Annotated in this window: 19 protein-coding genes; 10 read left to right on the top strand and 9 right to left on the bottom strand. The window is 67.2% G+C overall.

Annotated elements, in window-relative coordinates:
- Nucleotides 1-6 precede the first annotated feature (6 nt).
- The 5 genes from ACOGXD_RS08700 to ACOGXD_RS08680 all read left to right on the top strand — a co-directional run bounded on the left by ACOGXD_RS08700 (nucleotide 7) and on the right by ACOGXD_RS08680 (nucleotide 5,498).
- Nucleotides 7-1,686 carry a SulP family inorganic anion transporter gene (locus ACOGXD_RS08700; RefSeq protein WP_419914209.1) on the top strand — a complete coding sequence of 560 codons (1,680 nt, stop codon included), beginning with the start codon at nucleotides 7-9 and terminating at the stop codon, nucleotides 1,684-1,686.
- A 116-nt stretch (nucleotides 1,687-1,802) separates the two neighbouring features.
- On the top strand, nucleotides 1,803-2,876 hold the full coding sequence (locus ACOGXD_RS08695) for an alpha/beta hydrolase fold domain-containing protein (RefSeq protein WP_419914207.1): 1,074 nt from the start codon (nucleotides 1,803-1,805) through the stop codon (nucleotides 2,874-2,876).
- Nucleotides 2,877-2,893: 17 nt separating this feature from the next.
- Nucleotides 2,894-4,636 (top strand): solute carrier family 23 protein, encoded by a 1,743-nt coding sequence (locus tag ACOGXD_RS08690; protein WP_419914205.1) that lies wholly within the window; start codon nucleotides 2,894-2,896, stop codon nucleotides 4,634-4,636.
- A gap of 95 nt (nucleotides 4,637-4,731) precedes the next feature.
- Entirely contained in the window at nucleotides 4,732-5,166 is a 435-nt protein-coding gene (locus ACOGXD_RS08685) for a nucleotidyltransferase family protein (protein WP_419914203.1), read from the top strand.
- Nucleotides 5,163-5,498: a DUF86 domain-containing protein gene (locus ACOGXD_RS08680; protein WP_419914201.1), complete on the top strand. Its 336-nt coding sequence runs from the start codon at nucleotides 5,163-5,165 to the stop codon at nucleotides 5,496-5,498. Before ACOGXD_RS08685 ends, ACOGXD_RS08680 begins: the two co-directional genes overlap by 4 nt.
- 33 nt (nucleotides 5,499-5,531) lie before the next feature.
- Here ACOGXD_RS08680 and ACOGXD_RS08675 read toward each other — a convergent pair whose 3' ends face one another.
- From ACOGXD_RS08675 to ACOGXD_RS08665, 3 genes are read right to left on the bottom strand one after another with little or no spacing between them, the layout of a single operon-like run.
- Nucleotides 5,532-6,413 carry an amidohydrolase family protein gene (locus ACOGXD_RS08675; protein WP_419914199.1) on the bottom strand — a complete coding sequence of 294 codons (882 nt, stop codon included), beginning with the start codon at nucleotides 6,411-6,413 and terminating at the stop codon, nucleotides 5,532-5,534.
- An 11-nt stretch (nucleotides 6,414-6,424) separates the two neighbouring features.
- Complete coding sequence (locus ACOGXD_RS08670) at nucleotides 6,425-7,444, bottom strand: zinc-binding dehydrogenase (RefSeq protein ID WP_419914197.1); 1,020 nt, start codon at nucleotides 7,442-7,444, stop codon at nucleotides 6,425-6,427.
- A 36-nt stretch (nucleotides 7,445-7,480) separates the two neighbouring features.
- Nucleotides 7,481-8,203, bottom strand: coding sequence for a crotonase/enoyl-CoA hydratase family protein (locus ACOGXD_RS08665; protein ID WP_419914195.1), 723 nt, complete (start codon nucleotides 8,201-8,203; stop codon nucleotides 7,481-7,483).
- Nucleotides 8,204-8,348: 145 nt separating this feature from the next.
- Here ACOGXD_RS08665 and ACOGXD_RS08660 point away from each other — a divergent pair, with 145 nt between their 5' ends.
- Together ACOGXD_RS08660 and ACOGXD_RS08655 are read left to right on the top strand one after the other, a co-directional pair.
- Nucleotides 8,349-9,566: a cytochrome P450 gene (locus ACOGXD_RS08660; protein WP_419914193.1), complete on the top strand. Its 1,218-nt coding sequence runs from the start codon at nucleotides 8,349-8,351 to the stop codon at nucleotides 9,564-9,566.
- On the top strand, nucleotides 9,497-10,867 hold the full coding sequence (locus ACOGXD_RS08655) for an MFS transporter (RefSeq protein WP_419914191.1): 1,371 nt from the start codon (nucleotides 9,497-9,499) through the stop codon (nucleotides 10,865-10,867). Before ACOGXD_RS08660 ends, ACOGXD_RS08655 begins: the two co-directional genes overlap by 70 nt.
- Before the next feature lie 8 nt (nucleotides 10,868-10,875).
- Here the strand turns inward: ACOGXD_RS08655 and ACOGXD_RS08650 are convergent, their stop codons facing one another.
- From ACOGXD_RS08650 to ACOGXD_RS08635, 4 genes are all read right to left on the bottom strand, one after another.
- Nucleotides 10,876-11,154 (bottom strand): HU family DNA-binding protein, encoded by a 279-nt coding sequence (locus ACOGXD_RS08650; protein ID WP_419914189.1) that lies wholly within the window; start codon nucleotides 11,152-11,154, stop codon nucleotides 10,876-10,878.
- Nucleotides 11,155-11,286: 132 nt separating this feature from the next.
- Entirely contained in the window at nucleotides 11,287-12,162 is an 876-nt protein-coding gene (locus ACOGXD_RS08645; protein WP_419914187.1) for an ABC transporter permease, read from the bottom strand.
- Nucleotides 12,149-13,135 (bottom strand): ABC transporter permease, encoded by a 987-nt coding sequence (locus ACOGXD_RS08640; protein ID WP_419909346.1) that lies wholly within the window; start codon nucleotides 13,133-13,135, stop codon nucleotides 12,149-12,151. The genes ACOGXD_RS08645 and ACOGXD_RS08640 overlap by 14 nt, the downstream gene beginning before the upstream one ends.
- Nucleotides 13,136-13,172: 37 nt before the next feature.
- On the bottom strand, nucleotides 13,173-14,966 hold the full coding sequence (locus tag ACOGXD_RS08635; RefSeq protein WP_419914185.1) for an ABC transporter substrate-binding protein: 1,794 nt from the start codon (nucleotides 14,964-14,966) through the stop codon (nucleotides 13,173-13,175).
- A gap of 153 nt (nucleotides 14,967-15,119) precedes the next feature.
- Between ACOGXD_RS08635 and ACOGXD_RS08630 the strand changes: the two genes are divergently transcribed.
- Genes ACOGXD_RS08630 through dtd form a run of 3 tightly spaced genes read left to right on the top strand, consistent with a single transcriptional unit; the run spans nucleotide 15,120 to nucleotide 18,444 of the window.
- Nucleotides 15,120-17,540 carry a CoA transferase gene (locus tag ACOGXD_RS08630; protein WP_419914183.1) on the top strand — a complete coding sequence of 807 codons (2,421 nt, stop codon included), beginning with the start codon at nucleotides 15,120-15,122 and terminating at the stop codon, nucleotides 17,538-17,540.
- A gap of 51 nt (nucleotides 17,541-17,591) precedes the next feature.
- Nucleotides 17,592-18,002, top strand: coding sequence for a RidA family protein (locus tag ACOGXD_RS08625; protein WP_419914181.1), 411 nt, complete (start codon nucleotides 17,592-17,594; stop codon nucleotides 18,000-18,002).
- A gap of 4 nt (nucleotides 18,003-18,006) precedes the next feature.
- Nucleotides 18,007-18,444, top strand: coding sequence for a D-aminoacyl-tRNA deacylase (gene dtd / locus ACOGXD_RS08620; protein ID WP_419914179.1), 438 nt, complete (start codon nucleotides 18,007-18,009; stop codon nucleotides 18,442-18,444).
- Between the two features lie 25 nt (nucleotides 18,445-18,469).
- On the opposite strand, the gene ACOGXD_RS08615 is transcribed toward dtd, so the two are convergent.
- Complete coding sequence (locus ACOGXD_RS08615; RefSeq protein WP_419914177.1) at nucleotides 18,470-18,889, bottom strand: Zn-ribbon domain-containing OB-fold protein; 420 nt, start codon at nucleotides 18,887-18,889, stop codon at nucleotides 18,470-18,472.
- A complete protein-coding gene (locus ACOGXD_RS08610; protein WP_419914175.1) occupies nucleotides 18,886-20,052 on the bottom strand; it encodes a thiolase domain-containing protein in 1,167 nt (388 codons plus the stop codon). Before ACOGXD_RS08610 ends, ACOGXD_RS08615 begins: the two co-directional genes overlap by 4 nt.
- Nucleotides 20,053-20,095: the final 43 nt, after the last annotated feature.

Genomic DNA, 20,095 nt, shown 5'->3' with positions numbered 1-20,095 from the left:
TCAGGCATGAGTTACGACCTGCACACACTCCGTGGGGACGTCTCGGGCGGTGTCACCGCCGCGGTCATCTCGATTACTCCTGCTGTGACGTACGGCGTCGCGTCGGGGCTCGGAGCTACGAGCGGCATCTACGGCGCTCTCGCTGTGGGCTTCTTTGTGGGCGTCTTCGAGCGATCACGGCCGCAGATGGGATCGGTGAGCGCCGTCTTGGCCATTGCCATGGCCGCGGTCGTCGCGACGCACGCCGAGACCGCTGCCGAGGCGTTCACGATCGCGATGCTCGCCGGGGTCATCCAGCTCGTCCTGAGCGTGCTGCGCATCGGCAGCTACGTCACCTATACGCCGTATTCGGTGATCGCGGGGTTCACGTCGGGGATCGGCGTGATGACGGTCATCTCGATGTCCAACGCGTTCCTGGGCGATCCGGTCAAGATCACCAAGCCAGTGAACGCAATTCGGAATTGGCCTGAAGCGTTTGACACGCTCAATACCAGTGCCCTGGCCGTCGGGTTGGCGGCATTGGGTGTCTCGGTGCTGTGGCCGAAGCGGCTGCGCAGGTTCCTGCCCGCCATGATCGCAGCATTGCTGGCCGCAACCCTCCTCCACGTCCTGTGGTTGAGTGACATGCCGACGCTTGAGGGCATACCGCGCTCGCTGCCAGACCTGCAGCGTCCGGAACTCTCGCTGACCTTCCTGGCAGGTGCGGTGGTGCCGGCACTGACCATTGCGCTGCTCAGCACGGTGCGAGGTCTGCTGGGCGCGTTGGCGGTGGATGCGCAGACTCGCACTCAGCTCGACCCGAACAAGGGCTTGCTCGGCACCGGCATTGGCAACGTCGCAGCCGGCCTGATCGGCGGCCTGCCGGGGAGCCCGACCTTCCTCTCGTCGATTGTGGCTTGGCGGATGGGATCTCGTACTGCGATCTCACCCATCATTCGCTCGCTGACGCTTCTGGCATTGGTGCTGGGATTGGCACCGCTGTTCACCTATGTGCCGCACGCCGCGTTGGCAGGAATGCTCGCCGTCATCGGCTGGCAGCTCATCGACTGGCGATTCCTGGCACGGCTTCGGCGCATTCAGCGCGAGCACCTTCTGATCATGCTCACGACGCTTGGCATCACGGTGTTCGTCGACTTGGTGACGGCCGTGGCGGTGGGGCTGATCGTCGCGGGCATGATCGGCGCCCGCCAGTTCGAGCGGCTCCAGCTCGACAGCGTGGTCTCGGTGCCTCTGCTCGACCAGATCTTCCTGTACGAGCACAGCGCGGACTCCTACGGCATCAGCCCGTATTCCGCACGCACCGGCATCGTCAAGCTGCGCGGCAGCTTCACCGTGGCCTCGTCCAGCAAGCTCATCCGCACCATCGGCGACGACATTGTCGGCCACGAGGTCGTCATCTTGGATTTCTCCGAGACCGAATACATCGACGACAGTGCCGCGCTGGTCATCGAGCAGCTCATCGACACCGCCGCCGCCGGCGATGCCACGTGCATCATCCTCAGTCTCGACGGTGCGCCCGCCGCCACCCTCGAGTCGCTCAACGCTCTGCGCCGCATCCCGCCCGAGCACATGGTCGGCTCACTCGACGAAGCTCAGGACATTGCCCGGGGTCTGCTCGTCGACGAATCCGAAGCCAGTCCCCCTCCCCCCCGTCGCTTGACCGGTCCTGACTCACCAGACCTCTAGACGCGTCGACGCACCAGTCGACCTGCCATGCACGACGCAACCGGGGCGGCACTGGGCGGGGCTACTGTCGGCGCCACACCCGGGGACGTCGCGTCCGGGCAGACAGGGGAACCCTCATGAGCACTGCAGCAGTACATCGTCCCGGACGGCTGGGCGATCCGGACATGACTATTGCCGACGATCCACGGGCAGACCCGCGCATGATCGCGGTGCTGGACATGGTCGGCATGGGCGGCCACGGCGAGCCGTCGCCCGCAACTGCCGACACGTCGATGGAGGATCTGTACGCCTGGGTCAACGAGGCTGAGCCCGGCTTCGAGATGCTCTTCGACGCCCTCTTCGGAAGCTTGCCGCCTGTCGTGGGCGTGGAGTCGCGCACCGAGGTGATCAGCGGCGTCGACGGCAACGACATCAACCTCTACATCCACCAGCAATCCGACGCTGCGGGCCCGCAGCCGTGCGTGTACCACATCCATGGCGGCGGCATGGTGCTGCTGAAGGCATCCGGGCTGTCCTATGTGCGCTGGCGCGACGAGCTGGCGGCGCTCGGGCTGGTCGCCATCGGCGTCGAGTTCCGCAACGGCGGCGGCGAGCTGGGCAACCATCCGTTCCCCGCCGGACTCAATGACTGCGCGTCGGGCCTGCAGTGGGTTGCGGCCAACAAGGACGCCCTGGGCGTGTCGACCATCACCGTCTCGGGTGAGTCGGGCGGCGGGAACCTGACGCTTGCCACTGCACTGAAGGCCAAGCGCGACGGCTATCTCGACATGATCGACGGCGTGTTCGCGCAGTGCCCGTACATCTCAGGCATGTACGCGGACCCGCCCGCCGACCTGCCGTCGTTGCATGAGAACAACCAGTACTTCCTCGACTGCGAGAACATGGGCGGCATCGCCAAGGTGTACGACCTGGGCGGGCCCGACCGCACCAACCCGCTGGCATGGCCGCTGCATGCCAGCGTGGATGACTTGACCGGCCTGCCCCCGCACGTCATCTCGGTGAACGAGCTCGACCCGCTGCGAGACGAGGGGCTCGCCTACTACCGCAAGCTGGCGGCGGCGGGCAACAGCGTGCAGGCCCGCACAGTCAACGGCACCTGCCATGCCGGCGACGTGATCTTCCGGGGCGCCATGCCCGAGGTGTACGCGGCCACGGCCGCAGCCCTGCGCGATTTCGCCTATTCGGTGTAGCAGTCGACTCGATCTCCGTGGCCGCAGTAGCGCCGGGCGAGGGCATCACCTACGAACCGGACGAGAAGTGCTCCATAGCGCTGTCGCTGGGAATGGGCATCCAGGGCGTCGTGATCGCGCTGGCGCCGACCGTGCTGACGATGTCGCTGTTCGTGCAGTCGGCCAATCTGAGCGAACGCCAAGCGGCATGGTCGGTGACGGCGGCGATCCTGGTTTGCGGCATAGCGACCGTGGCTTCAGCAGCCCGTCTCGGACCGTTCGGCAGCGGGCACAACATCCTGATGGCCATCTCGCCGAGCTACCTGGCCGTTGCGATTCTGGCGGTGAACAGTGCCGGGCCGCAGACACTGGCGACCCTGATTGTCGTGACCGCCTTGTTCCAGTTCGCGCTCGCCAAGTGGCTGCATCGCCTGAGCTGGCTCATCACGCCGACGGTCTCGGGAGTCGTCGTCATGCTGATCGCGCTCGGTGTCATGCAGGTCGTCGTCAAGCGCCTCGGAACGACATCCGGGGACACTCCGGCCATCGCGGGGCCAGTTGTCGCTCTCATCGCAGTGCTGGTTGCGGCGATGCTGGCAATGCGCGCCAAGGGGCTTCTCCGGTTGTGGTCGCCAATCATCGCGATTGTCGCTGCAACGCTCGCTGCCGGCCTCTACGGGCTGTATGACCCTGCAGATGTCGGAAACGCTGCCTGGCTTGAGGTTCCGCAACCAGAGTTTCCCGGTCTCGACCTGACCCCAGGTGCCGAGTTCTGGGCGCTGCTGCCGCTATTCCTCGTCGTCTCGCTAGCCGTCACCATCAAGGCGATGACGACGAGCGTCGTGATCCAGCGGGTATCGCGACGGAGCCCTGCAGCGGCCGACTACCGCCATGTGCAGGGCACGGCCAACACCATCGGCATCGGTTCGCTCTTCGGCGGACTGGCAGGAACGCTGTCTGTCGGAACCATGGATGCAACGTCGATTTCCTTCGCGCAGTTCACTGGCGTGGCCTCCCGCAGAGTGGGGTACTGCATCGGCGCCTTGCTCATCGCGCTGGCGCTGACACCGAAACTGACCGCCGTCCTGCTCACGGTTCCCAGCGCGGTCGCTTCGGGCTACCTGCTCATCATCATGGGACTGCTGTTCGTGGAGGGACTCCGCTCCGTGCTGCAGGACGGCCTTCGACCCGAGAAGGCCATAGTGGTCGGTGTCGCTATTGCAGTCGGCGTGGGGCTGCAGGGCTCCGACGTGATCGGCACCATCATCGGCGGCGCTTGGGGGACGTTGCTCAGCAACGGCATGATGGTCGGCACGCTCATCGCGATCTTGCTGACGGCCTACGTCGAGTCAAGCGGTCGGAAGCGCCGCCGTCTTGAGACAGCATTGAATGCGGCGGCGCTGCCGCAGGTCGACGAATTCTTGGCGGAGGTCGCAGCGAGCTCAGGCTGGGAGGCCGCTGCGGCGAACCGGCTCAGGCTCGTGGGAGAGGAATCGCTGCTGAGCCTGATGGAGTCCGACGAGGACCAGTCCCCCTCACGTTTGGTCGTCATCGCGCGGCCCTCGGCGTCCAGCATCGAACTGCAGTTGCGCACGTCAGCGGATGCCCACAATCTCGAAGACCGGCTCACCTTTGTGAGCGAACGCGCCCCCGCATCCGAAGGGCACACGATCTCGCTTCGCCTGCTGCGTCACTTCGCCTCGACGGTTCGGCACCGGAAGTACACGGGTATCGACATCGTGACGGTTGTGGTCGAGAGAACTCGGTCGCGCCTGGGGTAGCAGATCGCGAAGAGCGGGGCTTGCGCTGCGAACAAGACCAGCGGCAGCGCCCACACCCAGCGGGGAATTGGTGCAGGTGGTGTAAATTGCACCACATGCGGCGCCTGAGCGTGACCATTCCCGATGAGCTGGATGCGGAGATCGAGCGATACCGGAGCCAGCAACCGGTGCCGCCTTCCACTGCTGCGTTGGTTCAGCACGCGCTCGGAGAATTCCTGAGCCGCCACTCGCGACCGGCCCAATCGACGCTGGAACGCGTCCTGCGGCACCGGCACGACATCAAGCGGCTGGCGACCGAGCATCATGCTGCCGACGTGCGGCTGTTCGGCTCTACCGCACGAGGCACCGCCGGCGCCGGCAGCGACATAGACCTGCTGGTCACGGTTTCGGACACAGCGACACTGTTCGACCTCGCGCGGCTCAGCAGTGCGCTCGAAGCGCTGCTCGACGCGCCTGTCGATGTCGTCAGCGACAGCGGTATGACCGAGGCCGAAAGCGAAGCGGTCGGCCGCTACGCCATTGCACTGTGAACGCCGAAGACGTCTCTCGTCTCAGCTACCTGCTCGATGCTGCCGAGCGAGCAATTCGATATGCCGGCCTGCGAGCAGACATCGCCGACGACACTATGGCCGAGGACGCGCTGCTGAGGTGCTTGACCGTGATTGGTGAATGCGCCTCGCGATTGACCGACGAGGCGGCAACGTTGCTGCCGACTCTGCCGGTCGCCATGGCCCGTGGCTTGCGCAATCGCATCGTCCACGCCTACTGGACCATCGACGCAGCAACGGCATGGCGAACCGCCGAAGACGACCTCCCACCGCTTGTCGCTGAAGTGCGCACCGCTCTCGAACGAGCGCCGTGATGGCTAACGATGGCCCTGAGACTCGCGGCGCGATCAGAGGCCGAGCACTCGGGCGGCGTTGTCGCGCAGGTACTTGCGCTCGATGTGCGGCGGCAGTTGCCAGCCTGCAACGATGCGGCGCAGGTCGGTGAGCGGACCGCAGTTGGGATAAACGCTGCCGAACAGGATCTGGTCGGGAAGCTGGCGGGCCAGCGCGGTCACGTAGTCCTCTGAGCCGGGGAACCCGTAGTGGACGTATTGGCCGGGCACGATCACCACGTTGGGCTGCTTGTAGGCCACGCCCAGCGCCTCGCGCACATACGGCCAGCCGCCGTGCTGGATCGACACGGTCAAGCCGGGGAAGTCGGTAGCGACGTGATCGGCGTACTCGGGGCGGCAGTCGTCTTGGTACGGCCCGAGCAGGCAGCTCATGGTGGTGGACACGATCAGCCCGAGGCGCTGCGCCTCCTCATATATCGGGTAGAGCTCGCGGTCGTCGAACCGGCGGTTGATCTGGGCGGTGGACGGATCGACGGTGACGCCGCGCATGCCCTGGCGTGCCAGCTCGCCGACGGCCGACACTGCGGCCTCGACATCGCTGGGCTCGACCGAGCCGAACCCCACGAACCGATCCGGATGCTCCGAGACGATCTGGCGGATCTCGGCGGAACCGGTCGGGTCCAGCCCTCGGATGCCCGTCGGCCCGGGCACGCCGATGACGCCCAGCGCTATGCCGGCTGCGTCCATCTCGGCGAACATCAGGTCAACCGACTGCGCCTCGAAGCTGGGGCACGGCTCGAGGCCCATTCGCTCGAGGTAGTGGTAGGTGGTCTCGGGCGTCCAGCTGCGAGCGCCGATCGGCCGGAACCGGAAGTCGATGACGCCTACGTCATCGCTGTCGCCTCCGTCGGCCGGGGGACTCCCGTCGTCGGGCACGGCAGCGATGCTCAGGCCGGCGCGTCGGCGGTGATGACGATCTTGCCGAAGAAGCGACGCTCCTCCATGGCCCGGTGCGCTTCCACGCCGTCAGGCAGCGGCACCAGCGAATCGATGACCGGCACCAGCTCGCGGGACTGCACCATCCGCAGCAACTCGTCGAGGTCGCTGCGCTGCCAGCCGTTGGAGCCCCGGATGTCCATCTCGGCCGTCCAGATGAACCGCAGATCGGTCTGCGGGTCGTAACCGGCCGTGGCACCGCAGGTGAGCACGCGCCCGCCCTGGCGCACGCATCGCAGCGAGCGGGCCCAAGTGTCGCCGCCAGTGAAGTTCACCACCACGTCGTAGCCGCCCCCGCCGAACAGGCCGCCTGTCTGCTCGCGGCAGTACCGGGCGATGTCGACCTCGGAGTAGTTGATGGTTTCGTCGGCACCGAGGTCGGCGAGGCGTTGGCACTTCTCGTCGGTTCCTGCGGCAGCGATCACCTTGGCGCCGCGCATCTTCGAGATCAGCAGCGCGCTGGTGCCCACGCCCCCACTGGCGCCCAAGATCAGCACCGTGTCATCGGGGCCGACCTCGCCGCGGGTGATCATCATCCGGTGTGCCGTGCCGTAGGCCACCGGCAGGCACGAAGCGTCCTCGTAGGAGACGTCGTCGGGCAGCGGGATCAGCTGGCTCGCTGCCACCACCACGTACTCGGCGTACGCACCCCACAGCGTGTCGCCGATCATGGAGAACTTGCCGGTGCCGCGATCCCACCGCACCGGGTCCACGAGCACCCGGTCGCCCACCGACCACCCCTCGACGTCGGGTCCGAGCTCGGCGACCTGCCCGGCAGCGTCGCAGCCGGGAATGCCGGGCAGCGGCACCTTGATGCCCGGCATGCCCCGGCGGGTGAAGACGTCGTGATAGTTGAGCGAGCAGGCCCGCACCGCTACCCGGACTTCGCCGGGTTGCAGCTCGGGCGTGTCGATGTCGCGGTACGCCAGCACGTCGATATCGCCGTGCTCGTCGAAGACGATTGCCTTCATCACTGAGCCCCCATGTTGCTGGCTGTCATGTCTGTTTCAAGCCGCCGCAGCCCGATCCCGCTCAACCGAAGCGTCCATGGCCGCGAGGACGTCACCGCGCAGCGCGCGCACCGTGCCGGCGTAGGCGCCGGCATCGAGCGTCTCCGACAGCTCCGCGGCGACCTCCAGCGCTCGATCCACCACGGCATCTGGGCTGACGGCTTCGTCCAGGTAGCCGGCCTCGACCGCTCCATTGCCGTCGAGCAGGCGTGCGTTGGCCACGCAGCGCTGCAGGTGACGGCGCGACAGCCGTTCCTTGGAGATGGTCATGGCCCAGTCGGGCAGCGTCAGCGCGATCGCCACTTCGTTCAAGCCGATCTTGACCGGCGCATCGGGTCCGACACGGTGGTCGCAGCCGAGCAGCAGCAGGGCGCCGGCGGCGACCGCGTGGCCGGTGCAGGCCGCCACCACCGGCACCGATGCGCCATAGGCCCGCCGCACCATCGCGCCGCCCGCCGAGACCAACTCGCCGATCGCAGCACGGTCGCCGCCGCGGATCACGTTGAGATCGAAGCCCGCGAAGAACGCCCGGTCATTGCCGGCGATGACCACCGCCCCGATCTCATCGTCTGCCTCGGCAATGTCGATCTGGGCATCGAGCGCCGCAAGCATCGGCACCGAGAAGGCATTGGCCTTGCCGTCATCCACCCGCACCAGCAGGACGTCGCCGTGCCGCTCTGCCGCAACCGTCCCGCTCCCGTTGTCTGTTGTCTCGCTCATCGGGCGAATGGTACGGCCGCCAAACGGCGCCGTGCTCGGCTTCGTGCCCACCCCACGGCCTCGGCAGCGACCGCCGGCGTCGGCCTCGACCCGATCTCGTGGGGCTTCTGTTCGGCGCCGCAGGCGGGCTGGTTAGGGTGCGGCCATGGCCACACTTGTTGCCGATGTCGACATGCCTGAGGTCGGCCTCGGAGGCGATGAAGGCGAGGACGAGAGGCGAGAGGCACTGATCGGGCTCGCTGAGCGCAACTGGATCGCCCGCACCCCGCTGGGCTACGTCATCACCCGTCACGCCGACGTGACCGCCATGCTGCGCGACAAGCGCTGGTTCAGCGCCATCGGCCTCATCGCCCAGATGCAAGGCGTCGACGACGCCGAGTGGAACCGCCGCAGCGGGCAGAACATCCTGGGCATGGAGGGCGACGAGCACCAGCGACTGCGCCGGCTCGTCGGCCCGGCGTTCACTCCCAAGGCCGCCGAACGGCTGCGCCCGTTCATGGCCGAGGTCATCGACGAGCTGCTCGACCCGCTGTGTGCTCGCGGGCACGGCGATTTCGTCACCGAGGTCTGCGAGCCGTACCCCATCCCGATCATCTGCGAGCTGCTGGGCGCACCCCGCGACGACTGGGAGCTGTTCAGCCGTCTCGCCACCGACATCTTCCGGGTGTTCAACGGCAACCTGGCACGCGACCTGCACACGATCATGTCCGCGCAGGACGAGATGGGTGCCTACATGTCCAAGCTCATCGCCGAGCGGCGCGCCGAGCCTCGCGACGACCTGCTCTCGGATCTCATCGCCGCAGAGGAGGAAGGCGACCGGCTGACGACCGAGGAGATGCAGTCACTGGCCAACGCCGTACTGCTCGCCGGCACCGACACCACGCGCAATCAGCTCGCCTGCGCTGTGGAACTGTTCGCCCGCTGTCCCGACCAGCTCCGGCTGCTGCGCGACGAGCCGTCGCTCGCGCCCCTGGCTGCCGAAGAAGTCATGCGGCACTTCGGCGCCATCCGGGGCACCGCCCGCTACGCCAGCGAGGACCTCACCTACCGCGACATCGAGTTCCCGGCCAGCACGCTGATCTTTCCCAGCTTCACCGCCGCCAACCATGACGAGACGCAGTTCGATCAGCCGCTGCGCTTCGACATCACGCGCCGGTCGAGTGCGCCGCACATGACCTTCGGCAGCGGCATCCACTACTGCCTCGGCGCGTTCCTGGCACGAGCCGAGCTGCAGGAGGCCCTCAAGGCCGTGGCGAAGCGAATGCCGGACTTGCGTCTCGACGGCGACGTGGAATGGAAACCGGTGTCCAACGGCATTTGGGGGCCATCGACACTGCCGATCAGGTTCACGCCGGGGCACTGAACCCCGCCTCCGCGCAGATGGGCCGCCTGCCCGACGTCTTCGAGGTCACTTCGGGCCAGGCCGCATCTAGCCCACCGGTACCCAGCGAGGTCGGGAGCACCCCGCGCGAGCGCGTCCGCTGGGGACGGGTGGTGCTGGTGGCTCTTTCGGGGGTGGTGTCGCACGTCTTCGGCCGGGCCACGGTCGGCGTGCTGGTGCCCGCCATGGCCGACGATCTCGACCTCAGCGACACGCTGATCGGCGCGCTCGGCTCGGCCAACATGGGCGCGTACTTCACCGGAGTGATCATCGTCACGTTCACTGCCGGTCGAATCGAGCCGTTCACCTTGCTGCGCGCCGGCATCGTCACTTCGACCGTGGGTCTTGCGGTGATCGGCACCGCGTCGAGCCCGGCAGCCGTAGTGATCGGCACTGCATTGGCCGGTCTCGGCGGCGGCGGCATCTGGCTCACGGCACCAGTGATCGCCAGCGAAGGCGTGCCGGCGAGTCGCCGCGGCGCCGCGCTCGGCACGCTCACCGCCACCATGGGCGCCGCGCTCATCGGCGTGCCGCTCGCAACCACTGCCCTGCGCAGCATTGCGGCCGACGATGCGATCTGGCGGCCCGTCTGGGTGGCCCAGGCGGCACTGTCGGTGGTGCTGTTTGCGGCGCTGTCGATATTCGTCCGGGCTCGACGCACCGAGCGGGTGGCCGGTGCCGGCGGCTTCGGAGCCCTGTTCCGGATTCACGGGTGGAAGCGCGCTGTCGCGGCATACATGGCATTCGCGTACATGGCGTCTTCGTTCGCGAACTTCTTGGGGCGAGCGCTGGAGGGCGATCACGAATTCAGCCGCACCGCCGCGACGCTCGTGTTCTCGTGGATGGGCGCGGGTTCGATCGTTGGGGCACTGGCCTTCGGACGGCTCAGCGACCGCATCGGGCGGCCCGCAACCATGGCCACCGTCATGGCCTTGAGCGCCGGTGCCGCCGTGGTCATGGCGACGCGTGCGCCCAGCGCCATGATCCTCGTCGCCGTGGTGGTTTTCGGCGCAGCATCGTTCTCGTTCCCATCGCTCACCGCGACGTTCGTGAGCGATCACGTCTCCGACCGCACGTTCGCCGCCGTGCTCGGCTCGATGACGATGTTCTACGGCCCTGCGTCGGTGATCGGCCCGGCCGCGAGCGGGTGGCTCGCCGACCGGACGAGCAGCTTCAGCACGACCTACTCGGTCATCGCTGCTCTTGCCCTCACTGCTTGCATCTGCATGGCGACGATGCGCCGAAGGGATGGTGTGGCGCCACAGACGGCGCCGCTGAGCTGAGCCTCAGCTCAGCTCATCAGCTGCTTTTTCATGGCAGCAGCGGTTGCCAGCTTGAGGGAGCGGCTCGGACCGATCTGGATGGACTCGCCGGTCTGGGGGTTGCGACCCATGCGGGCGCCACGCTCAGACATGGAGAAGGAGCCGAATCCCGGCCAGGTCACTTTGCCGCCGGCTTTCGCTTCGGCCGCAACGAGATCAAAGAACGCTGACAGCGTCCGCTCTGCGTCGCTCGCAGTCACACCGGCTTCGGCGGCTACTGCCTTGATGGTCTCTGCCTTGTTCGCCACAGTCCAGTTCCTCTCTGAAACGATTCGGGGTACCACCTCAGCACACAAAAGCCCTGAAGTGGTGGAATTGCGGCCCGCTGTCTACCGGCGCGACCCGGTACTTGCACCCCGCGACGACAGTCGGAGCGACCGTCAGCTGCGGCCTTCACCTCGCACGTCAAACGCATCGCGCAGGCCGTCGCCGACGTAATTCACGGCCAACACGGTGATGACGATGGCCAATCCGGGCGCCCACACCAGCCACGGCTCGACCGTCATGAAGCCCTCGTTGCCTCCGATCATGTTTCCCCATGTCGGCGTGTGGGCAGAGCTGACCCCCAAGCCCAGGAAGCTCAGCACTGACTCGGCCAGAATTGCACCAGCGACTGCGAGCGATACCGCGACAGAGATCTCACCGACCAGATTTGGCAGCAGGTGGCGAACCATGATCCGCGTGGTGCTTGCGCCCATCGAGCTGGCCGCCACAACGAATTCCTGCTCGCGCAGCGCCAGCGTCTTCGCCCGGATGATGCGGGCCAGCGCCATCCACCCCAGCAGCGACAGCACCAACACGACATCAGCGGCGCTGTCGCCCAAGATGCGCGCCAGCAGGATGATCATCATGAGGAGCGGCAGTGCGAGCAGTGTGTCGGTGAAACGCATCAACACGGCATCGATGCGTCCGCCCAGATAGCCGGCAACCACGCCGACGGTCGTGCCGAGCAGCGAGGCGATGAGCGCCACCGATATGCCGATGACGAGCGAGATCCGGCCGGCATACAGCGTCTGGCTCAGCGTGTCCCGACCCAAGGTGTCGGTCCCGAGCAGGAAGCCCGCCCCGGGAGGCGCCAGCACATGATCGAGATGCTGCTGTCCTGACCGGTAGGGGGCGATCAGGTCGGCACCGGCGACTGCCGTGGCAATGATCACGAGCGCAACGAGCGCTACGACCGACACGCGACGGCTGGCGAAGCGCCGCCAGGCTGCCATCAACGGGCGCTCTGCGAGCTCGTGATCAGCGAGCGCCACGCCGGATCCTGGGGTCGAGGACGCCGTAGGAGAGATCGCCTGCGAGGTTCACCAAGAAAACTGCTGTTGCAACGATCATCACGGAGGCCAGCAGCACGGGGTAGTCGCCGCCGTAGAGGGCGTCGACGAACAACCGGCCCATACCCGGGTACTGGAACACGAGCTCGGTCACCACCAGCCCGCCGACCAGCTGACCAGCATCGGTGGCGGCCTGCGCAGTCACGGGGAGCAGCGCATTGCGCACGCCATGACGAACCACCACGGTGCGTTCCGGCAGGCCTCGTCCACGAGCAGCGCGAACGTGATCCGAGTTCATGACATCAAGCAGGCTGGCCCGCATATAGCGGCTGTAGACGGCAATGAGCTGCAGCGACAGCGCCATCGTGGGCAGCACTAGGTGTCGCACTCGGTCGGCGAGGTCGAAGCCCTGCTGGCCAGGCGAGTACAGCCCCGCCGTCGGAAGCAGCGGCGGACCGATCCCCAGCCAATTTGCGAGGTACAAGCCGAAGAACAGCTGCAGCATGAGGCCCAGCCAGAACACCGGGATGGAAATCCCCAGGAACGAGATCGTGGTGGCCAAGTAGTCGATGAACGAGCCGCGACGGATGGCCGAGATCGCGCCGATTGCGATTCCCGCGACCAGCGAGAGCGCGACCGCCAAGCTCACCAGCACCAGCGTGTTCACCAACGCTGTGCGCACGATGGGCCATACATCCGCACCGTTGCGCACCAGCGAGATGCCAAGATCGGCTTGCACGAAGTCCCCGAGCCACTGCAGGTATCGGCTCAGGATCGGATCACCGAGCCCGAGGTGTTCGCGGTACCTGGTGATGTCCTCTGGCGCGATGCGGGGATTCACCGTGAGCGCGACCGTGGGATCCGAGACCTGATTCGCCGCCCAGAACACGGCGAACGAGATGGCCAGCAGGATCGGGACCGTCGTCGCGAGCCGTCTCAGCACGTAGCGCGCCACGATGTTGAGCCTGCCAGCCCGTTCGCGGGCTATGCGTTCATTCGACGTGCACGGTCCAGTCGAACATGTCGAAGAATCCGCCGTAGGGACTCGACACATAGGCGCCCGGTCCCGACACCGCATTGGGGTCCCAGATGATCATGTTGGGCAGCATGTACAGCGGGATCCACGGCACATCGGCCGCCAGGATCTGGCTTAACTCGTGAACCAGCTCCAAGCGGGCTGCTGGGTCCACTTCGGCATCAATCGCGAACGCCAAGTCGCTGGCCTGCTGGCTGCGGTAGGCCGTGAAGTTCTGACCCGTGTACTCGTTCTCCTCGGTGGGGATGCCGTCGATGTCGTAGAGATTGGCTACGGAGGGATCCGGGTTGGTGCTGTTCGCGAAGAGCGCCACCGGGCCGAAGTTCAGCGCCGGCAGTCGATTCTGGAACAGCTCGCCCGGGTCGTAGTTGATGATCTCCCAGCCGATGCCCAGCGGAGCGGTCATGTCGACGACCAGCGCTTGCACGTCCTCGCGCCGGTTGTTGCCGGCGACGGTGTTCCATGCCAGCACAAGCTCTTCACCTTCGGCGTTCATCCACAAGCCGTCGGGGTCGGGTCGTGTCCAGCCCTCGGCCTCGAGCAGCTCGGCGACCTTGGCCGCATCCTGCGTGTAGCGGGCGAAGTCGTCCTGGCACCAGGGGCCGAACCCGGGATTCCAGCCAGTGCACTGCAGGACCGGCGGGTCGGCGGTGATCGTGCCAAGCGCAATTTCGGCGATGCGTTCGCGATCCAGCGCATAGGCGACGGCTTGGCGCACGTTGCGCGTCATGTCGAAGCGGCGGTCGGGCGCGTCCTGGTTGATCCAGAGGCCTTCCATGTAGGTGCCCTCAGCGACCTTGTAGGTCAGATCACCGGTGATCCGCTCGCGGGCACCGGGAAACGGCTGGGGGAAGGCGGCCATGGCTTCGCCGGTCTGCAGGGCCAGCAGTTCCGAGTCGGTGTCCTCGCGGGGCACCATCACCACACGGTCCACCAGTGGGATGCGCTCGGCATCCCAGTAGCTGCGGTTCGGAACCAGGATGTGCTGCTCCTGATTCCATTCCTCCTGGATCCACGGACCGCCCGAGACCGTGATCTCGTCATTCCACTTGTCGGCGATATCGGTGTCGGGACCCAGCTCGTGCGCCGGCAGCAAGCCGCCGAACAGCGTCGGCCACGGTGCATACGGCTCGCTGAAGGTGATAACGGCCGTATGTGGGTCGGAATGGTCGATGTCGGTGATCAGATCCAGACCGATGGTGCTGAGCGTGCCGGTGGTGTCGAGCCCGGCGCGCCAGCTGAACCAGACATCTGTGCTGGTGATGGGCGTGCCGTCGCTCCACGTCGCGTCAGGATTCAGGCGGTAGGTGAGCGTGAACGTGCCATCGTCTGCGGTGACGAGGCCGCCGTTCGCCACGGTTGGCTCTTCGGCCAGCAACGACGACGCCACGTACGTGTTGCTCTGGTCGAGCTCCATGAGCCGCGGCAGGTAGTGGATCAGCACCGACCAGATCGTCCAGGTGGCATTGGCACACGAGGTGACGGGGTTGACGCACTCGGGCCACTGCTCGACGGCCAGCACGAGCGTGCCGCCGCTGGGGTCATCCCCGGTATCGGGTGCGACAGTGGTCGCAGATCCGGATGCCGGTTCATCGGGCACCGGCTCGTCGGTGGACGTATCGCTGCCGCACGCTGCGGCAAGAAATACGACGGCCATCAGAGCGATGCCGAAACGTCGACTGCGGCGCCGACGCGGGCCTGACGGTCTCGACGAACCCTTCGAGCTTCCCTGTGCCTCAAGCGTGGTCATGCAAGCAAAGTAACGCTCAGGCTCTTTGCCGAGCGGCAGTTCCGCGGACCGGACACCGCACGCATTGCACGCGTGCGGTGAGCGGTTCTGGCAGAGTTTGCGGGATTCAGCCGGGCACTCCGGCTCATTGGCGACAACTGGGGGCATACCGAGGTGCTGGACGGCTACCGGATTCTGGATCTGACCGACGACCGGGGCCATCTCGCCGGAATGCTGCTGGCCCAGCTCGGCGCAGAGGTGGTGCTCTGCGAGCCGCCCAGTGGGCATCGCACCCGTCACCGCGGTCCGTACGTCGATGACGTAGCCGACCCGGAGCGCGCTATCGAGTTTCTCGTCTACAACCGGGGCAAGCACTCGGTGGTCGTCGAGAACCCCGCGCAGATTGCCGAGCTCGCCGCCCGCTGCGATGCGGTGATCTCGTGCGGTGCGTTCGACGTCGACCTCGAGGCGCTGCGCGCAGCCAGCCCGCAGCTGGTGACCGCGGCCATCACGCCGTTCGGCGAAACGGGCCCCAAGACCGGCTGGGCCGCTACCGACCTCACCATCGCCGCTTCGAGCGGCACGATGTCGCTGACCGGCGACCGCGACCGGGCGCCGGTGCGCATCGGGCCGCCGCAGACCTGGCACAACGCTGCGGTGGACACCGCCGGCGCGGTCCTCATGGCGCTGCACGAACGGCAGACCTCCGGGCTGGGCCAGCACGTCGACACGTCGGCCCAGCAGTCGTTCGTGGACTGCACGCAATTCCAGATGATGGCGGTGCTCACCGGCGGCGAAGTGCCGGTGCGGCTGCCTGGCGCCGTGAACCTGGGCGGCTTCCTGATCCCCTGGGTGTACGAATGCGCCGACGGCTACGTGACCGTCACGTTCCTGTTCGGTCCGATGATCGCCCCGTTCACGAGCCGGATCCTGACCTGGGCCTGCGAGGAAGGGTTCTGCGAGCCCGAGCTGCGCGACAAGGACTGGGTGGACTTCGGCATGGCCATCGTGGAGGGCCGCGAGTCGATGGACACGTTCGATCAGGCCATCAAGGCGCTGACCTCGTTCGTGGCGACCAAGACCAAAGCCGAGCTGCTGGAACGGGCGCTGACCGACAACCTGCTCATCGCGCCGATCACCACCACCGCCGACGTGCTCGCCCTCGAGCACCTCGACGTGCGCGACTACTGGCAGCAGGTCGAGATGCCGCGTGCCGAAGGCTCGGCACCGGTGCGGCTCTGCGGCGCGCTCGCCAAGACCACCGGCGAGCCGCTGGCCGACCTGCCGGTGGCGCCGCGGCTCGGGGAGCACACGGCGCGTTACCTCGGCGGCGCGGCCGGGCCAGCGATCACCGCGCGCCCGCGGGCGGAGGCGGCACCTGTGGGGCAGCCGATGGAGCGCCCGCTTGATGACGTCAAGGTTCTCGATTTCATGTGGGCGCTGGCAGGCCCCGGCGCCACGCGCACGCTGGCCGACTACGGCGCCACCGTGGTCAAAGTCGAGAGCGAGCTGAAGCCCGATGTGCTGCGCGGCGTCCACCCGTTCATCGGCGAGGAGGGCGGGCAGGAGAACGCCCTGCAGTTCCACTCGATCAACGCCGGGAAAATGGACCTGACGCTCGACCTGTCGCTGCCCGAGGCCCGCGAGGTGATCCTCGATCTCGTCGCGTGGTGCGACGTGCTCACCGAGTCGTTCTCGCCGAAGGCCATGGAGAACTGGGGTCTCACCTACGACGTGCTGCGCGAGGTGAACCCCGAGCTGGTCATGTTCTCGAGCTGTCTGATGGGCCAGACCGGGCCGATGCGCATGTACGCCGGTTTCGGCACGATGGCGGCGGCCATCGCCGGCTTCTACCCGGTGACCGGATGGCCAGACCGCATCCCGGCGGGGCCGTTCACCGCCTACACCGACTACATCTCGCCGAAGCTGGGCGTGATGCTGATCCTGTCCGCGCTGGCGGAGCGCGATCGCACCGGGCGGGGCCAGCACATCGACTTCGCCCAGATGGAGGGGGCGCTGCACTTCCTGGCAACCGAGTTCGCCGACGAGGAGATCAACGGCCGCACCGCGGGCCGGGCCGGCAACGCCGACCGCCACATGTGCCCCCACGGCGTGTACCCCGCGGCCGGCGACGACCGCTGGGTCGCGATCGCCTGCGAGACCGACGAGCACTGGGACGCACTGGCGAACTTGCTGGGCGCAAACGCCGATCTGCTCGGTCTCGATGCAGAAGGCCGTCGAGCGCACGCCGAAACCATCGATGCTGCAATCACCGCGTGGACAGAGCCTCAGGCGGCAGCCGACATCGAGACGGCGCTCCAAGCGGCAGACGTGCCCGCCCACCGTGTGAGCGATGCTGCAGATCTCATGGCCGACCCGCAGATCGTGGCCCGCGATCACTTTCTGTCGGTACCGCACGCCAAGCACGGCCACACCTGGGTCGAGAACAGCAACTTCGAGCTGTCACGCACGCCTGGCCGGCCGCTGTGGGGCGGCCCGATGTTCGGCGAGCACAACATGGAAGTGCTCGAAGGCATCCTCGGCTACGACGGCGACAAGATCGCCGAACTCGTCATAGCCGGCGCCCTCGCCTAGAACGCTCCGTCAGCTTTCCACCGAACCCGACCATGCCGAATTGAGGTCAGCATGAGCACAGACAGCGGCGCTTCGGGCGTCGACAGGCAGAACATTTCAAGCGGCGGTCCGCTGGAGCCCGTGGCCGGCTACTCGCGGGCTGTGCGGCTCGGCGACTGGGTCGCTGTATCGGGGAGCACGTCGCTGGGCCCCGACGGCGTGGCGCACCCGGGCGACTGCTACGGGCAGGCCATCTACACGCTGGGGGTCATTGAGCAGGCGCTGGCAGAGGCGGGAGCGCAGATGAGCGATGTCGTGCGGACCCGCTCGTTCGTCACCGACATCGGGATGCTCGACGACTTCATCCGCGCCCATGGTGAGGTGTTCGGCGACATCCGGCCGGCGTCGACGCTCGTCGAGGTGTCGGGGCTGATCCATCCCGACCTCGTCATCGAGATCGAAGTCGACGCGATCATTCCCTGAGCGCGTGCGAGCACTGGTGCAGCGGGCCGCCGAGGCCCGGGTGCGAGTCGGCGGCGAGGTGATCGGCGAGATCGGTCCCGGGCTGTGCTGCCTGGTGGGTGCGACGCACGACGACAGCACTGAGTCGGCACACAGGCTTGCCGGCAAGATCTGGAACCTGCGCATCTTCGCCGACGACAACGGCCAGATGAACCGGTCAGTAGCAGATACCAGCGGCGAGGTGCTGGTGGTGAGCCAATTCACGCTCTACGGCGACACCCGCAAGGGTCGCCGCCCGTCGTTCGTTGCAGCAGCAGCGCCCGATCAGGCAACCGGGCTGATCGACGAATTGGTTGCCGAACTGCGTCGCCTGGGCGCCACCGTGGCCACTGGCTCGTTCGGGGCCGAGATGGCGGTCGAGCTGATCAATGACGGCCCGGTCACGCTGATGCTCGAAGTCTGACTCCGGCGCTCCCGCTGAACAGCGGTCAGGCTGGGGTGAAGCGCAGCAGTGCGGGGCCGTCTGGCGTGGGGTCGAAGACGGCCTGCACGGCTTGGCCGATATGGACCGTCTCGGGGTCGCAGCCGACGATGTTGGTGAGCACTCGGGGACCCTCTTCCAACTCGACGTAGGCGAGCACGAACGGGGCCGCCTTGCGCCACGAACCCGGGATGCGGCGGGTAACTGTGCAGCTGTACACGGTGCCTCGCCCCGAGGCCTCGAACCAGGTCACCGAGGTGCTGCCGGGCCCATCGCAGCGTTCCCGCGGGTACCACACGACGTCACCGCTGTTGTCGCAGCGGGGCAGCACCAGTCGGCCTTCGGCGGTGGCATCCCAGAACCGCTGCGTCTCGAGATTCACCGTCGGCGGCGGTACCGGCAGGCCGAACTGCCCGAGTTCGCTCACGTCGACCTGCCCATCACAAGCGTGGCGCTTCCCATGCGGGTGGCGAGGCTGCCTCCGGTGCCGTGCGCCAGGGCCAGCTCGCAGTCGGGCACCTGCACGGCCGCTTGGGCCTCGCCGCGCAGCTGGCGCACGGCTTCGACCACCTTGGTCATGCCGCCGCGGTTGGCCGGATGGTTGTTGCACAGGCCGCCGCCGTCGGTGTTGAACGGCAGCGCACCGCCGGGCGACTGCAGAGCGCCGTCGGACACGAAGCGTCCGCCATGACCCTTTTCGCAGAAGCCGAGGTCTTCCAGCGTCATCAGCACCGTGATGGTGAAGCTGTCGTAGATCGACACGTAGTCGATGTCGGCGGGTGTCACGCCGGCTTCGGCAAACGCCAGCGGCCCCGAGCGCGTCGCCCCCGTGTGGGTCAGATCGATGCGCCCGCCCGAGGTGTGCTTGATGGCGGTTCCCGTTCCCAGCACCGGCACGCAGTGGCGGTCAAGCGACGCCGCCACCGCTTCGCTGACCAGCACGAGGGCACCGCCGCCGTCGGTGATCACGCAGCAGTCGAGCCGGTGCAGCGGATCGGAGATCATCGGCGACGACACCACCTCCTCCACCGTCACGACGTCTTGGAGGAAGGCGTGCGGATTGTGCTGCGCATGGGTTGAGGCGGCCACCTTGACTTCGGCCAGCTGCTCTGAGGTGGTGCCGAATTCGTGCATGTGCCGTGCCGCGGCCAGCGCGTACCCGCCGGGTACCGACATGCCGAACTGGTTCTCGAACGAAGCCTCGGGCGCCGAGCTGAACCGGGCGCTGCCGCCTGGACCGGCGCCGCCGGTGCGCGGCTTGCCGGCCAGCGTGATCAGCGCCACGTTCACGTGGCCTGCAGCAATGGCCGCAGCGGCATGCTGAACATGGACCAAGTACGCCGAGCCGCCGGTCTCGGTGTCGTCGATGTAGGTGAGGTCGAGGCCGAGGTACTCCGCCATCGACAGGGCGCCGAAGCCGGGTGCGTCGCCGGCCGAGTAGTAGGCGTCGACGTCGGCCAGGGTCAGCCCGGCGTCGGCCAGCGCGCCCGCGGCTACCTCGGCGTGGATCTGCGGCAGCGTGCGGTCGGGCAGTTCACGGCCGGGATGCTCGTACACCCCGGCGATGAGTGCCTTGCCTCGAATCGTCACCGGCGGCACGCTAGCCGCCGGCGCCGACGCGATGCCCGATCTG

The organism is Candidatus Poriferisodalis sp., assembly GCF_965204125.1.
GTDB lineage: Bacteria > Actinomycetota > Acidimicrobiia > Acidimicrobiales > Poriferisodalaceae > Poriferisodalis.
Note: the sequence above shows the minus strand (reverse complement) of the source record. Positions and strands in the feature narration are given on the sequence as shown.